Consider the following 14,811-nt stretch of genomic DNA (forward strand, 5'->3'; position numbering starts at 1 on the left):
GCCCAGATTTGGCCGGACACAGGGAAAACGTCTCACTGTGCGGCCCTTCTTTTACCTTCCAGGGTAGTCATTTACCCGTCCGAGGGCAGATCGAGATCATTTCCCCGCGGAAGGGTCGGCCCTGGCCGCGTTCTTGGCCGCGTTCTTGGCCGCCACGACGGCGTCGAAGACCTCGCGCTTGGGCAGTTTCACCTCGGCGGCGACCGCGGCGATGGCCTCCTTGCGCCGCTCCCCCGCCTCCTCGCGGACCTGTACCCGGCGCACCAGTTCCTCGGGCCCCAGATCCCCGGGACCGGCGTCCGGCGCGCCCTCGACGACGACGGTGATCTCGCCGCGTACGCCCTCGGCCGCCCACGGCGCCAGCTCGCCGAGCGTGCCGCGCTTGACCTCCTCGTACGTCTTGGTCAGCTCGCGGCAGACGGCGGCCCTGCGGTCGGCGCCGAAGACCTCGGCCATCGCGGCGAGGGTGTCGTCGAGGCGGTGCGGGGCCTCGAAGTAGACGAGGGTGCGGCGCTCGTCCGCGACCTCGCGCAGCCGGGACAGACGCTCGCCCTGCTTGCGCGGCGGGAAGCCCTCGAAGCAGAAGCGGTCGACGGGCAGCCCCGACACGGCGAGCGCGGTCAGTACGGCGCTCGGGCCCGGTACGGCGGTGACCTTGATGTCGCGCTCGACGGCGGCGGCGACGAGGCGGTAGCCGGGGTCGGATACGGACGGCATCCCGGCGTCGGTGACCAGCAGCACCCGCGCGCCGCCTGCCAGCGCATCGGCCAGTTCGGGTGTCCTGGCCGCCTCGTTGCCCTCGAAGTAGGACACGATCCGCCCGGTCGGGGTGACGCCGAGCCCCTGCGTCAGCCGGCGCAGCCGCCGGGTGTCCTCGGCGGCGATCACGTCGGCGGCGGCCAGCTCGGTGGCGAGCCGCGGCGGCGCGTCCGCCAGCTCACCGATGGGCGTCCCTGCAAGTACCAGCGTTCCAGTCACTCCCCCATCCTCCCAGCCGTGGGGTGCGCGCCCCTAGGGGATGCCGTCAAAGTCCCGTCGTCCGCCCGTAGGGCGGGGCGAGCCAGGCGGGACTTTGACGGCATCCCCTAGCCCGTCGGTGCCTGCCGGGCGGCGTACGGCGCCCTCCACAGGCCGCTTCCCTACGATGGCCGGGTGACCAGTGACACCGCGACCGACGCCGTAGCCCGCAGCGCCGACGAGCAGGCCCGCCGGCCGCCCGCGTGGCAGCGCAGGCTGCGCCGCTTCGGGTACGCCGGGTGGCCGCAGGCCGATGTGCGCACCCGGCTGGTGCCCGCGTTCCCCGAGCCCGGTACCCGGCTGTGGGAGCTGTGCGGCGCGGGCCCCGCGCTGGCCGGCCGGCTGGCCCGCTGGTCGGGCTGGGGCGGGCCGCTGCTGGTGACGCTGCTCGCCGGGGTGCTGCGCTTCTGGAATCTCGGCAGCCCGGACAAGGTGATATTCGACGAGACGTACTACCCCAAGGACGCCTGGGCGCTGCTGCAGTTCGGGTACGAGGGCACCTGGGACAAGAGCGCCAACGACGCGCTGGTCGGCCACCCGGCGCACATCCTGCTGAACTCCGACCCTTCGTACGTCGTGCATCCGCCGATGGGGAAGTGGCTGATCGCGGTCGGCGAGTGGGCGTTCGGGATGAACCCCTTCGGCTGGCGTTTCATGGTGGCGCTGCTCGGCACCCTGTCGGTGCTGCTGGTCTGCCGGATCGGGCGGCGGCTGCTGCGGTCGACGGCGCTGGGCTGCCTGGCGGGCGGGCTGCTGGCCGTGGACGGGCTGCACTTCGTGATGAGCCGCACCGCGCTGCTCGACCTGATCGTGATGTTCTGGGCGGTGGCCGCGTTCGGGGCGCTGCTACTGGACCGGGACCGTACCCGGGCCGGACTCGCGGCGGCGCTGCCGGTCGACGAGGACGGTCTGACGCGGCCCGACGGGCAGGTCGCCGACCGGCTGCGGCTCGGCTGGCGGCCGTGGCGGCTGACGGCCGGCCTCTGCCTCGGCCTGGCATCGGCCACGAAGTGGAACGGCCTGTACTTCCTCGCCGCCTTCGCCCTGATGTCGGTGCTGTGGGACGTCGGCGCGCGCCGTACGGCGGGGGCGCGGCGGCCGATCCGCTCGGTGCTGCGGCTCGACGTGCTGCCGGCCTTCGGCGCCACCGTCGTCCTCGCGCTCGCCACCTATCTCGCGTCCTGGTCGGGCTGGATCGCCACCAAGGGCGGCTACTACCGCAACTGGGCCACCACGCCGGACGGCCGCGGCGGTTCCTGGACCTGGCTGCCGGACTGGCTGCGCAGCCTGTGGCACTACCAGACCGAGGTCTACTCCTTCCACACCGGACTGACGACCCCGCACACCTACCAGTCCAACCCGTGGAGCTGGCTGGTCCTTGGCCGCCCCGTCTCGTACTTCTACGAGGACCCCAAGGCCGGGCACGACGGCTGCACGGCGGCGGAGGGCTGCGCCCGCGAGGTGCTGGCGCTGGGCACCCCGCTGCTGTGGTGGGCGGCCTGCTTCGCGCTGCTGTACGTCCTCTACCGCTGGCTGTTCAAGCGGGACTGGCGGGCGGGCGCCATCGCCTGCGGTGTCGCGGCCGGCTATCTGCCGTGGTTCCTCTACCAGGAGCGGACCATCTTCCTGTTCTACGCCGTGGTGTTCGTGCCGTTCCTGTGTCTGGCGGTGGCGATGATGATCGGCGCGATCGTCGGACCACCGGGCTCGACGGAACGGCGGCGCACCGTGGGTGCGGTGGGCGCGGGCGTCCTGGTGCTGCTCATCGTCTGGAACTTCATTTATTTCTATCCGCTCTATACGGGGCTGCCGTTGCCCAAGTCGGCTTGGCATCAGCGGATGTGGTTCGACAGCTGGGTCTAGGGTCTGCCGTTTGGGTCGGGTCGGACCCCGCGAGCCCGACCTGGCCCGAACGACAGACCCCAGGGGGCGTCAACACCCGTGGTGTCACAGGCTGTCGACTGTGTGTCACCCGACCGTGCCCTGATCGAGACACACCGGCCTCTCGTGTCCCATAGAGTGCGAAGCACGTTCTTGTGTGCGTATTCAGGAACGAGGATCTGGGAGGGGAACGGACGCATGCGCCGTGAGGTGAAGTACGGGCTGATCGGCGGATCGGCGGCGCTGGTCGCGGGTGTGGTCGGCGGGTTCGTCCTGTTCGACAGCTCCGGCGGGTCGTCGCAGGACGCGCGGGCCGCGTCCGGTGACCCCAAGGCCGCGGTGCAGGCCGGGCCGCTGAGCGCCAAGGAAATCCGCACCACGGCGCAGGAGTTCCTCACCGCCTGGCAGTCGGCCGACGCCGCGAAGGCCGCCGGGCTGACCGACGACCCGGGCTCCGCGAAGAGCGCGCTGGGCTCGTTCGCCCAGCAGGCGCACTTCTCGAAGGTCACGCTCACGCCGGGCGCCCCGGCCGGCGAGAAGGTGCCGTACACGGCCACCGCCCAGATCGCCTACAAGGGCCATCAGGCGCCCTTCTCGTACACCGGGACGCTCCGGATCAAGCGCGACACCACGACCGGCAAGCCGCAGGTCGGCTGGGCGCCCGACGTGCTCTACCCGGGCCTGGGCACGGGCGATTCGCTGCGTACCGGTGCCGCCGAGGCACCGCCGGTCAAGGCCGTGGACCGGCACGGCAAGGAGCTGACGGCCAAGGAGTACCCGGAGCTGACCGGCATCCTGGCGAGTCTGCGGGACAAGTACGGCGACAAGGCGGGCGGCAAGCCGGGCCTTGAGCTGGCCGTCCACCACGGCGACGGGTCCGCGAAGGCCAAGCAGCCGGGCAAGACGCTCAAGGAGCTGACCAAGGGCACGCCCGGCACCCTGAAGACCACGCTGGACGCCTCGCTCCAGGCGACGGCGCAGAAGTCGATCGACGCCAAGAAGGGCGCGGCGGCGGTGGCCATCAAGCCCAGCACCGGCGAGATCCTGGCCATCGCGCACTCCCCCGCGACGGGCTTCAACGTCGCCATCGGCGGTGCGCTGGCACCCGGCTCGACGATGAAGATCGTCACGGCCGCGATGCTCATCGACAAGGGCATGACCTCGCCGGACAAGCCGCACCCGTGCCCCAAGTACGTGACGGTCGGCGGCTTCAAGTTCCACAACGACGGCATGAGTTCCTACCCGCACGGCACGTTCCGGCAGAGCTTCGCCGCGTCCTGCAACAACGCCTTCATCGGGCAGGCGAAGGACCTCAGCGACGACGACCTGACGAAGGAGGCGCGGGACGTCTTCGGCATCGGCCTGAACTGGCAGACCGGCATCCCCACCTACGACGGCGCCGTGCCGGTGCAGAGCGACGCCCAGATGGGGGCCTCGCTGATCGGCCAGGGCGGGGTGCGGATGAACCCGCTCAACGTCGCCTCGCTCGCCGCCACCGCCCAGTCCGGCACCTTCCGGCAGCCCTACATCGTCTCGCCCGACGTGGACCACAGGACGCTGGCCACCGCGCCGCGGAAGATGAAGCCGGACACCGCCGCCGCGATCAAGTCGCTGATGCGGACGACCGCGACGTCCGGTACCGCCGTCGAGCCGATGTCCGGGCTCAGCGGTGACATCGGCGCCAAGACGGGGTCGGCCGAGGTCGACAACCAGAAGAAGCCGAACGCCTGGTTCACCGCCTACCGCAACGACCTCGCGGCGGCGGCGCTCGTCCCGGCGAGCGGGCACGGCGGCTCCAACGCGGGGCCTGTGGTGCGCGCGCTGCTCTCCGCCGGCTGAGCGACCGGCTGCGCGGTGTGCGCTGCCCGTCTCCGGGGCGGCGCACACCGTGGCACAACTCACTCGCGTGGCCTGTACAGCCTTCGCTAGCGTGCAGGGCATGAGCGATAGCGATCCCGTGTCAGAACCCGCCTCCGACCAGGCTCACCCCCGATTCGCCGAAGCGCTGCGGGAGTTGGGGCTGAGTGTGGAGGTCCGTCGCTTCCCCGATGCCACCCGCACCGCCGTCGAGGCCGCCACGGCGGTGGGCTGCGACCTCGGCCAGATCGTCAAGTCCCTGATCTTCTCGGCGGACGGTGAGCCGGTGCTCGTCCTGATGGACGGTGCCTCCCGCGTCGACGTGGAGCGGGTGCGCGCCGAGCTGGGCGCGGCGAAGGTCGGCCGCGCCGACGCCGACGTCGTACGCGAGACCACCGGGTACGCCATCGGCGGCGTACCGCCCTTCGGGCACCGCACCCGCACCCGGGTGCTGGCCGATCGCGGGCTGCTCGCCCACGGCACGGTCTGGGCCGCGGCCGGCACCCCGCACACCGTCTTCCCGCTGGATCCCAAGTCCCTGGTGGAGTACGCCCAGGGCCGCATCGTGGACGTGCGCGAGCGCACCGCATGACGCCGCTCGTCGTTGTGGCCGTGCTGATCGCCGCGGTCACCCACGCCAGTTGGAACGCCATCGCCCACGGCATACGCGACCAGCTCATCGCCTTCACCCTCGTCGGGGGCGGCGGGGCGCTCTGCGGTCTGGTCATGGCCGTCTTCACGCCGATGCCCGCCGCTGCCGCCTGGCCGTTCCTCCTCGGGTCGGCCGTGCTGCACATCGTCTACCAGGCGCTGTTGATGCAGTCGTTCCGGCTGGGCGAGTTCGGGCAGATGTATCCGATCGCGCGCGGTACCGCGCCGCTGGTCGTCACCGTCCTCGCCGCCGTCTTCGTCGGGGAGGTCCCGGACCGCTGGGCGCTGGCCGGTGTCGCGCTGGCCTCGGCCGGGCTGGTCGGCGTCGCCCTCTGGGGCATCCGCGGCTCCGGCAGCCGGCCGCACTGGCCGGCGATTCTGGCGGCGCTCGCCACCGGTCTGGCCATCGCCTCGTACACCACCGTCGACGGTCTCGGCGTCCGCGCGTCCGGTACCTCGCTCGGCTACATCGCCTGGCTGATGATCCTCGAAGGCATCGCCATACCCGCCTACGCGCTGGCCACCCGGCGTCGCGAACTCCTCGTCCAGCTCCGTCCGATCGCCCTGCGGGGGCTGGCCGGCGGGGTCCTGTCGGTGTTCGCCTACGGCCTGGTGCTGTGGGCCCAGACGCGGGCGCCGCTCGCCCCCATCGCGGCGCTGCGGGAGTCGTCGATCATCGTGGGGGCCGCCATCGGGGCGCTGTTCTTCAAGGAACGCTTCGGTGCGCCGCGGATTGCTGCGGCCGGGTTGATGGTGGTGGGGATCGGGTTGATGCTGCACGCGGGGTGAGGCGGGGGTCGGTGGGTCGCGTGGTGTTTGTGGGTGGGGTGGGTCGGAGGGGCCGCACCGGGTCGTCTCCTCGACGCATGTGCCCTCGGGTACCAGTCAAGAGGCTGCCGGTGTTGGCACCTGTCGCTGCGGGGAGCGACCCGGTGCGGCCCCTCCGACCCACCCGGTCTCGTACGCGGCTGACCGCCGGTGGGTGTTCCCTGTCCTCGTCTCGCCCTTCGGGCCTCGGGGGTGGCGTCTGGGGCGGGGAGCAACTGCCTTGGGGGTGCGGCCCGTTGGCCTGGGGTCAGGTTGTCGGGAGGGCCTTTACCAGGGACTGGGCTCTTGGGTCGGCGGTTACGCCGCGTTGCATGCCGTTGGTGATGTAGCCGAAGGCCAGGCCGGATTCGGGGTCGGCGAAGGCCAGGGCGCCGCCGCGGCCGGGGTGGCCGAAGGAGCCGGGGGCCAGGAGGGGGGAGGCGGGGCTGTGCAGCATGAAGCCCAGGCCGAAGCGGGTGTTGACGACGAGGGTGCGGTCGGGGCCTGCGGATTCCTCGGTGCGGGCGAGGGTGAGGGTGGCGGGGGCGAAGAGGCGGGGGTGGCCGTCGACGGGGCCGGTGAGGGCGGCGTAGCAGCGGGCCAGGGAGCGGGCCGTGGCGATGCCTGCCGAGGCCGGGAGTTGGGCCGCGCGGTAGGCGGGGGCGTTCTCGTCGGGGGACGGGGTGATGGCTCCGAAGGCGCGGCTGGTGAGGGAGTCCGGGTCGCCGTACGCGTCGGCGACCGAGCGCTTGGGGCGTACCCGCAGGCCGCCCGATGCGGGCTGGGTCGGCGGTTCCACGGCGGTCAGGCGGCCGACGCCGGACTGCTGCGCCTGCGGGAGGCCGAGCCACAGGTCGAGGTCCAGGGGGGTGGCGATCTCCTCGGCGATCCAGTCGCCGATGGTGCGGCCGGTGACCCGCACGACGAGTTCGGCCAGCAGCCAGCTGTAGGTCTGGGCGTGGTAGCCGTGGTCGGTGCCGGGGGTCCAGGCGGGGGCCTGGGCGGCGAGTGCGGCGGGGCCGCTTGTGCCGTCGATGGCCTGGGCGGGGGTGAGCGGGGTGTCCAGGACGGGCAGTCCCGCGCGGTGCGAGAGGAGGTGGCGGACCAGGACGCGATCCTTGCCCGCGGCCTTGAACTCCGGCCAGTACGTGCCGACCGGCGCGTCCAGGTCGAGCAGTCCGCGCTGGTGGAGGAGGAGCGGGACGATCGCGGCGATGCCCTTGGTGGCGGAGCGGATGACCTGGGTGGTGTCCGCCTGCCAGGGGGTGTCGGGGTGGCCGGCGTCGCGGGGGCCGAGGTCGTCGCCGCCGTCGCCGTGCTTGGTGCCGGCCCACAGGTCGACGACCTTGCGGCCGTGGCGGTAGACGGCTACGGCGGCGCCACGCTCGCCGCGGTGCGTGAAGTTGGCCGTGAATGCGTCCCGGACCGGCTCGAAGCCGTCCTCGACCGTGCCCTGGACGTCCACCACTGTTTCCCGCTTCCCACTGTTCCGTCGCTTTGGTGACCCATCAATGGTGCAACGCGCGGATCAGTGCTGATGACCAGGGCGGCACGGCGTGGGCTTCGTCACAGTGGATTCGGCGGGGCGGGCCGAGTTGCCGCGCTCCGGCCGCGCCGAAACGATGGGTGGGTGAGCGACGCACGCGAGGCCGTCGGGCCGCACTCGGAGCCGAATCCCGCGCGACCTCCCGGACGGCTGCGCAGAATGCCCGCGCCGCCGGGCCCGCCGCCCCCTTCGTATCTGCGGTTTCCGCATCTGCACGGCGACACGGTCTGCTTCACCGCCGAGGACGACCTGTGGGTGGCGCCGATCGTGCCGGACGGCGCGGAGCCGGAGCGGGCCTGGCGGCTGACCGTGGACCGCACCCGGGTCGGCCACCCGCGCTTCTCCCCCGACGGGCGGCACATCGCGTTCACCACCTGGCGCAGCCTCGACCCCGAGGTGCATCTCGCGCCGGTCGACGGCGGTCCTGCCAGGCGGCTGACGTACTGGGGCAGCACGGATGCCCGGGTGTGCGGCTGGACGCCGCCCGACGCGGACGGCAACGCGCAGATCCTGGCGGTCTCCTCGCACGGTCAGCCGTTCTCGTACTACTCGTGGGCGTACAGCCTGCCGCCGGACGGCAGCCCCGGCGGGCGGCTGCCGTGGGGGCCGGTGTCCGACATCTCCGTCGCGGATGTCGACGGGGAGCGCCGCACGCTGCTGCTGACCGGCAAGCCGCCGCACGAACCGGCCTCCTGGAAGCGATACCGGGGCGGTGCGATGGGCCGGATGTGGCTGCACGGCACCCGGCTGATGCCGAAGCTGCGGGGGCATCTCGACGCGGTGATGTTCGTCGGCGGCCGGATCGCCTTCCTCTCCGACCACGAGGGTGTCGGCAACGTCTACTCCTGCCTGCCGGACAGCACGGACCTGCGGCGGCACACCGACCACGGCGCCTTCTACGCCCGGCACGCATCGACCGACGGCACCCGCATCGTCTACCAGTGCGGGGGCGACCTCTGGCTGATCGACGACCTGGGCCCGCGGGCGCTGCCGCGGAAGCTGGCGGTGCGGCTCGGCGGCCCGCGCGCCGGGCGCCGTACGTACCAGGTGCCGGCCGCCTCGCACGTCACCTCACTCGCGGTGGACACCACCGGACGGGCCAGCGCGGTTGGGGTCCGCGGCAGCCTGTACTGGCTCACGCACCGCGACGGCCCGGCCCGCGCGCTGCACGACGTGCCCGGTGTGCGGGTCAGGATGCCGGAGATGCTGGGGGCCAGCGGCCGGATCGCGTACGTCACCGACGCGGAGGGCGAGGACGCGATCGAGATCGCGGGGCTGCCCCGGGCCAGCGGGGTGGGCGAGCCGCGCCGGCTGGCGGCCGGGGAGCTGGGCCGGGTCCAGGAGATGGTCGCGTCCCCGGACGGCGAGCGGGTCGCGGTGGCCTCGCACGACGGCAGGCTGCTGCTGGTGGACGTGCGGCGGCCGGAGGAGCGGGAGGAGGGAGGCGGTGAAGTCGTCGGGGAGTTGATCAGGTCGGCGAACGGGCCGGTGCGTGATCTGGCGTTCTCGCCCGACTCGGGGTGGCTGACCTGGTCGCATCCGGGGATCGGCCGGTCGCTGCGGCAGATCAAGATGGCCAAGCTGTCCGATCGGGCGATCGTGGACGTCACCAACGGGCGCTTCGAGGACGAGCAGCCGGTCTTCACCCGCGACGGCCGCTATCTGGCGTTCCTGTCCTGGCGGGGGTTCGACCCGGTCTACGACGTGCACACCGGTGATCTGTCGTTCCCGCTGGGCTGCCGCCCCTATTTGGTGCCGCTGTCGTCGGCGACGCCTTCGCCTTTCGCGCTGTCGCCCGAGGGGCGGCCGGCCGCCGGGGGCCTGGATCCGGCGGAGAACCCGCCGGCGGGTGAGGGTCCGGTGCTGGTCGAGGTGGAGGGGCTGGCCGAGCGGGTCACGCCGTTCCCGGTCGCCGCGTCCAAGTACTCCTCGCTCTGTCCGGTCAGCGGCGGCGGTCTTGTGTGGCTGCGCTGGCCGATCTCCGGTGCGCTGGGCGAGACGTTCGCCAACCCCGACAACACCTCGGGCCAGCCCACCCTGGAGCACTTCGACCTGACGAAGGCCCGGCGCACCGAACTCACCAGCTCCCTGGACTGGTTCGCGCTCAGCGGCGACGGTTCCCGGCTGGTCGTCAACGACGAGGGCGAGCTGCGCGCGGTGCCCGCGACCGAGCCGCCGGACAGCGATACGACGGTCTACCTGGATCCGCGGCGGATCCTGCACGAGGTGCATCCCGAGGCGGAGTGGCGGCAGGCGTTCGAGGAGGCGGGCCGGATCGTCCGGGCGTACTTCTGGGATCCGAAGATGTGCGGGATCGACTGGGACGCGGTGCTGGCGCAGTACCGTCCGCTGCTCGAACGGGTCGCGTCGCCGGACGAGTTCGCGGATCTGCTGCGCGAGGTCCTGGGCGAGCTGGGCACCTCGCACGCGTACGTCGTCGGCGCCCGGCGCAACGAAGGGCCGCCGCACTACCAGCGCGCCATGGGCCTGCTCGGCGCCAACCTCGTGCCGCGGGAGGGGCGTTGGGTGGTCAAGCGGATCCTGCCAGGCGACTCGTCGGACTCCAAGGCCCGTTCGCCGCTGGCCGGTACCGGCATCCGCGAGGGCGCCGCGCTCACGCATGTGGACGGCCGCCGGGTCGATCCCGTGAGCGGGCCGTATCCGCTGCTGGCGGCGACCGGCGGCACCACCGTCGAGCTGACCTTCGCGTCCGCCGACGGCTCCGGCCCGCCGCGCCGGGTCGCGGTGGTGCCGCTGGTCGACGAGCGTCCGCTGCGCTATCAGGACTGGGTGGCCAAACGCCGGGCCGTGGTGCGGGAGTTGAGCGACGGCAAGTGCGGCTATCTGCATATTCCCGACATGGGTGGGTCGGGCTGGGCGCAGTTCAACCGCGACCTGCGGATGGAGGTGTCGCGGCCCGCGCTGATCGTGGACGTACGGGGCAACGCGGGCGGCAACATCTCCGAGCTGGTCATCGAGAAGCTGACCCGGACCATCATGGGCTGGGACCTGACCCGCGACGCCCAGCCGGTGTCGTACACCGGCAACGCGCCGCGCGGCCCGGTCGTCGCGGTGGCCGACGAGATGACCTCGTCCGACGGCGACATGATCACCGCGGCGTTCAAGCTCCAGGGCATCGGCCCGGTGGTCGGCATGCGCACCTGGGGCGGGGTGGTCGGGATGACCGGCAGGCACCGGCTCGGGGACGGCACCGCGATCACAGTGCCGATGAACGCCGCCTGGTTCAAGGTGTACGGCTGGGGCGTGGAGAACCACGGGGTCGAGGTGGACATCGAGGCGCTGCGCTCGCCGCTGCACTGGGCCGAGGGCCGGCACCCGCAGCTCGGCGTCGCGGTGCGCACCGCGCTCGACCTGCTGGAGCGGCACCCCGCCGCGTCGCCGCCCGACCTCACGGACGTGCCCGACCTGCGGCGGCCCGCACTCCCGCCCCGTGGGTCCGACTTGGCGTAGAGCCGACGCCGTAGAGCCGACTGCGTAGAGCCGATGGCGCAGGGCGCGCCCGGTTGCCGCTCCGGGCGCGCCCTTCCCGGCCGGTTACCGGTCCGCGCGCGCCTTCTCGTCGGCCTCGCCGCCCGCGCCGACCAGGCCGGTCCGCATTCCGTCGACCCGGTCGCCGAAGCGCCGCATCTCGCGCTGCCCGGCCGTCCCGATGACGGTGGGCAGGTATCCGCGGACCGACTGCATCCCGCGCAGCCACCACTGCCCGTAGACGTGCGCGGAGCGCCGTTCGATGCCGTCCACGATCCGGTCGACGGCGGGGCCCAGCGGGTAGGTCTTGTTGGACGGCCAGGGCAGCCTGGCGCGCAGTTCGCGCATGATGTCGTCCTGGTCGGCGCCGCGCACCATGTCGGTGTCGGTCCAGCTCAGGTAGCCGACGCCGACCCGTACGCCCTTGTATCCGACCTCGGCGCGCAGGCTGTGCGCGAAGGCTTCGACACCCGATTTGGACGCGCAGTACGCGGTCATCATCGGCGCCGGGGTGATCGCGGCGAGCGAGGCGATCTGGAGGAAGTAGCCGCGGGACTCCATCAGGACGGGCAGGAAGGCCCGTCCGGTGACCGCGCCGCCGATGAGGTTGACCTCGATGACCCGCCGCCAGGCGACCGGGTCGGAGTCGACGAACGGGCCGCCGGTGGCCACTCCGGCGTTGGCGACGACCACGTCGACCTTCCCGAAGCGCTCCTTGACCTCGCCGGCGACCTGAGCCATCGCCTCGTGGTCGGTGACGTCGGCGTACCAGTGGTGGGCCGGTCCGTGCAGCGAGGCGGCGACCTCGCGCAGCGCGTCCGGTTCCAGTCCGACCAGCGCGAGGGTGGCGCCGCGCGCCGACAGCTTGCGGGCCAGCAGTTCACCCACCCCGCGGGCGGCTCCGGTGACGACGACGACCTGGCCTGTCAGGTTCCTGCGTGCGCTCATGCCGCCTCCTCCTTCTTCTGACGCTTGTTCCGCGACGGGGGCCGGTCCGCTGCGGGCGGTGCCGTCAGGTGTCCCGCGACGAGTTCCCGCAGCCGCCCGGACACCGCTCCGGCGTCCTCCAGGGGCACCATGTGGCCGAGGCCAGGAAGTTCCGTCACGCCGCGGCAGTCGGGCAGGACGGAGGCGAGCCGGCGGGCGTGGACGAGCGGGGTGAGCCGGTCGGCGGTGCCGATGACGACCTCGGTGGGCAGCTCCAGCCTGGCGGCGCCGCCGGTCAGTTCGAGGCCGTACAGGACGCGGCCCCAGCGGGAGCGCACGGCGGGCGGGCAGGCGTGCACGATGCGGGCGCACGCCTCGATCTGCGGGGCGGACGCGCCCGCGCCCATCGTGGCGTAGCGCAGGGTCCGCTTGGTGAGCGCGCTGACCGGACCGAGGGGGGCGCGGGAGACCAGCATCAGCTTGTGGGCGCGGCGGCGGCCCGCGGGGGTGCGCAGCGGGATCACCCGGGACTCGGCGGGCAGGTCGGCGCTGCCGGTGCTGCACAGCAGGGCGGCGGCGGCCCGCTCGCGGAACTCGGGCCGGTCGGCGGCGGCCATGATCGTCATGCCGCCCATGGAGTGCCCGCCGACGACGGCGCGTTCGCCGGGCTGAAGCGTGGCGTCCAGGACGGCGGCGAGGTCGTCGGCGAGTGCCCGGGTGCTGTAGCCGCCGGGGGCGACGGCGGGGGTGCGGCCGTGGCCGCGCAGGTCGTAGAGGATCACCTTGTGGTCGTCGGCGAGTTCCCGCACGACCGGTGCCCAGAAGGCGGTGGAGCAGGTCCAGCCGTGTACGAGGACGACGGCCGGGGCGTCGTCGGGCCCGTGGATCTCGGTGTGCAGCCGGGCGCCGCCGGATGAGTGCACGGTCAGTGTCCGGCGCGGGGCGGGCGGTGCGTAGGGCCCGCCGGTGGCGTGTCCGGGGCGGCTCATGCGGCGACCTCCTCGGTCGTTGCGGGGGTGCGCCGCCCGGCCGGGGGGCGCAGCAGTGTGTACTCGGCCAGATCGACCTGCCGGGTCACCCTCTTGAACTCCGCCGTGGTGCCAGGCCAGGCGGTGGTGTTGCGTCCGTTGGCGTCGAGGTACCAGCTGTCGCAGCCGCCGGTGGTCCACACCGTGCGCTCCATCCGCTGCTGCATGTGGCGGGTCCAGTCGGCGACGGCTTCGGGGCGGGCGTCGAGCGCGATCCGGCCGCCGAGTACGTCGAGTTGGCGCAGGTAGTCGGCCATGTAGGTCAGCTGGGCCTCGATCATGAGGATCATCGAGCTGTTCCCGAGGCCGGTGTTGGGGCCGATGATGGTGAGGAAGTTGGGGAAGCCGGCCGCGCTGGCGCCGCGCAGCGCCTCCATGCCGTCCTTCCACTCCTCGGCGAGCGTGGTGCCGTGGGCGCCGGTGACGCGGTGGCCGATCGGCATGTCCGTGACGTGGAAGCCGGTGCCGAAGATGATCGCGTCGGCTTCCGTCTCGCTCCCGTCCGAGCCGATCAGGGTGGAGCCCCGCACCTCCTTCAGGCCCGCCGCGATCACGTCCACATTCGGCTCGGTGAGCGCCGGGTAGTACGTGTTGGAGAGCAGGATGCGCTTGCAGCCGATGCGGTAGTCAGGGCTGAGCTTGGCGCGCAGCTCGGGGTCCTTGACGGCCTTCTTCATGTGGGCGCGGCCGATCACCTCGACCAGACCCAGCTCGTTGGGGCGCTTGGTGAAGGCGCTGACCTGGAGTTCCCTGATGCCCCAGAGCAGGCCGCGGCGGGCCGCGCGGGTGGCGGGGATCTTGGTGTGCAGCCACTGCTCGGCCGCGGTGATCCTGCGGTCGGCGCGCGGCAGTACCCAGGCGGGGGTGCGCTGGAAGAGGCTGAGGTGGGCCACGTCGGGCTGGATGGCCGGCACGATCTGGACGGCCGACGCACCGGTGCCGATCATCGCGACGCGCTTGCCGCGCAGGTCGTGGTCGTGGTCCCAGCGCGCGGAGTGGAAGACCTTGCCGGGGAACGTGCCGAGGCCCGGGATGTCGGGGATCTTGGGGTCGGACAGCGGCCCGGTCGCCGAGACGACCACGTCGGCCACCAGCGGCCCGCTCGCCGTCTCGATCTCCCACCACAGGTCGTCGTTGCTCCACCGCAGGCTGTGCACCTCGGAGTTGAAGCGCAGGTGCGGGCGGAGCCCGAAGGTGTCGGTGACGTGCTCCAGGTAGGCGCGGATGTGCGGCTGCCCGGAGAAGTTCCGCGGCCACCGGGGATTGGGAGCGAAAGAGAACGAGTACAGATGCGAGGGCACGTCGCAGGCGCACCCCGGATAGCTGTTGTCCCGCCAGGTTCCGCCCACCGATCCGGCCCGTTCCAGGACCACGAAGTCGGTGATTCCCTGCCGGCGCAGCCGGACGGCCGCCCCCAGACCACCGAATCCCGATCCGATCACCGCCACCCGCACATGCTCCCGCTCGCGCTCGGCCATGCCGCCGCCTCCCGAGGTCGCTCCGTAGCCGTCCCAACCGCGCCAGCAATCACTGGCACGATTGGAGCGTAGGGCAGCGCCGTACCGAGCGGTAGGGGTTGAGCGGTGGGAAGTTACCGCTGGTTGCACT

10 protein-coding genes are annotated in these 14,811 nt (G+C 72.5%); 5 read left to right on the forward strand and 5 right to left on the reverse strand.

Translation table 11 applies throughout. The annotated features are described in order from the left end of the window. Positions 1 to 96: 96 nt before the first annotated feature. Complete coding sequence (rsmI, locus tag ACGFNI_RS12855) at positions 97 to 978, reverse strand: 16S rRNA (cytidine(1402)-2'-O)-methyltransferase (RefSeq protein WP_393683216.1); 882 nt, start codon at positions 976 to 978, stop codon at positions 97 to 99. A gap of 174 nt (positions 979 to 1,152) precedes the next feature. Here rsmI and ACGFNI_RS12860 point away from each other — a divergent pair, with 174 nt between their 5' ends. From ACGFNI_RS12860 to ACGFNI_RS12875, 4 genes are all read left to right on the forward strand, one after another. After that, on the forward strand, positions 1,153 to 2,880 hold the full coding sequence (locus ACGFNI_RS12860; RefSeq protein WP_393683217.1) for a dolichyl-phosphate-mannose--protein mannosyltransferase: 1,728 nt from the start codon (positions 1,153 to 1,155) through the stop codon (positions 2,878 to 2,880). A 216-nt stretch (positions 2,881 to 3,096) separates the two neighbouring features. Beyond that, positions 3,097 to 4,737 (forward strand): penicillin-binding transpeptidase domain-containing protein, encoded by a 1,641-nt coding sequence (locus ACGFNI_RS12865; RefSeq protein ID WP_393683219.1) that lies wholly within the window; start codon positions 3,097 to 3,099, stop codon positions 4,735 to 4,737. Positions 4,738 to 4,837: 100 nt separating this feature from the next. Beyond that, positions 4,838 to 5,347 (forward strand): YbaK/EbsC family protein, encoded by a 510-nt coding sequence (locus tag ACGFNI_RS12870; RefSeq protein ID WP_393683221.1) that lies wholly within the window; start codon positions 4,838 to 4,840, stop codon positions 5,345 to 5,347. Beyond that, entirely contained in the window at positions 5,344 to 6,195 is an 852-nt protein-coding gene (locus tag ACGFNI_RS12875) for an EamA family transporter (protein WP_393683223.1), read from the forward strand. Before ACGFNI_RS12870 ends, ACGFNI_RS12875 begins: the two co-directional genes overlap by 4 nt. 286 nt (positions 6,196 to 6,481) lie before the next feature. On the opposite strand, the gene ACGFNI_RS12880 is transcribed toward ACGFNI_RS12875, so the two are convergent. Further along, the gene (locus tag ACGFNI_RS12880) at positions 6,482 to 7,681 is read right to left on the reverse strand and encodes a serine hydrolase domain-containing protein (RefSeq protein WP_393683225.1); all 1,200 of its coding nucleotides are present in this window, start codon (positions 7,679 to 7,681) and stop codon (positions 6,482 to 6,484) included. A 237-nt stretch (positions 7,682 to 7,918) separates the two neighbouring features. Here ACGFNI_RS12880 and ACGFNI_RS12885 point away from each other — a divergent pair, with 237 nt between their 5' ends. Then, positions 7,919 to 11,230 carry a S41 family peptidase gene (locus ACGFNI_RS12885; protein ID WP_393683853.1) on the forward strand — a complete coding sequence of 1,104 codons (3,312 nt, stop codon included), beginning with the start codon at positions 7,919 to 7,921 and terminating at the stop codon, positions 11,228 to 11,230. An 84-nt stretch (positions 11,231 to 11,314) separates the two neighbouring features. On the opposite strand, the gene ACGFNI_RS12890 is transcribed toward ACGFNI_RS12885, so the two are convergent. From ACGFNI_RS12890 to ACGFNI_RS12900, 3 genes are read right to left on the reverse strand one after another with little or no spacing between them, the layout of a single operon-like run. After that, positions 11,315 to 12,196, reverse strand: a complete 882-nt coding sequence (locus tag ACGFNI_RS12890) for an SDR family oxidoreductase (RefSeq protein WP_393683227.1) — start codon at positions 12,194 to 12,196, stop codon at positions 11,315 to 11,317. Further along, the gene (locus ACGFNI_RS12895) at positions 12,193 to 13,164 is read right to left on the reverse strand and encodes an alpha/beta fold hydrolase (RefSeq protein WP_393683228.1); all 972 of its coding nucleotides are present in this window, start codon (positions 13,162 to 13,164) and stop codon (positions 12,193 to 12,195) included. The genes ACGFNI_RS12890 and ACGFNI_RS12895 overlap by 4 nt, the downstream gene beginning before the upstream one ends. Continuing rightward, positions 13,161 to 14,681 (reverse strand): flavin-containing monooxygenase, encoded by a 1,521-nt coding sequence (locus ACGFNI_RS12900; protein ID WP_393683230.1) that lies wholly within the window; start codon positions 14,679 to 14,681, stop codon positions 13,161 to 13,163. The genes ACGFNI_RS12895 and ACGFNI_RS12900 overlap by 4 nt, the downstream gene beginning before the upstream one ends. Positions 14,682 to 14,811: the final 130 nt, after the last annotated feature.

It is taken from the genome of Streptomyces sp. NPDC048644 (genome assembly GCF_043199105.1).
GTDB lineage: Bacteria > Actinomycetota > Actinomycetes > Streptomycetales > Streptomycetaceae > Streptomyces.

Bases quoted from the DNA above. Each gene is read 5' to 3' on its own strand.
- ACGFNI_RS12865 (WP_393683219.1), top strand. From the start codon at position 3,097: ATGCGCCGTGAGGTGAAGTACGGGCTGATCGGCGGATCGGCGGCGCTG.
- ACGFNI_RS12885 (WP_393683853.1), top strand. From the start codon at position 7,919: ATGCCCGCGCCGCCGGGCCCGCCGCCCCCTTCGTATCTGCGGTTTCCG.
- ACGFNI_RS12875 (WP_393683223.1), top strand. From the start codon at position 5,344: ATGACGCCGCTCGTCGTTGTGGCCGTGCTGATCGCCGCGGTCACCCAC.
- ACGFNI_RS12895 (WP_393683228.1), bottom strand. From the start codon at position 13,164: ATGAGCCGCCCCGGACACGCCACCGGCGGGCCCTACGCACCGCCCGCC.
- ACGFNI_RS12870 (WP_393683221.1), top strand. From the start codon at position 4,838: ATGAGCGATAGCGATCCCGTGTCAGAACCCGCCTCCGACCAGGCTCAC.
- ACGFNI_RS12900 (WP_393683230.1), bottom strand. From the start codon at position 14,681: ATGGCCGAGCGCGAGCGGGAGCATGTGCGGGTGGCGGTGATCGGATCG.
- ACGFNI_RS12890 (WP_393683227.1), bottom strand. From the start codon at position 12,196: ATGAGCGCACGCAGGAACCTGACAGGCCAGGTCGTCGTCGTCACCGGA.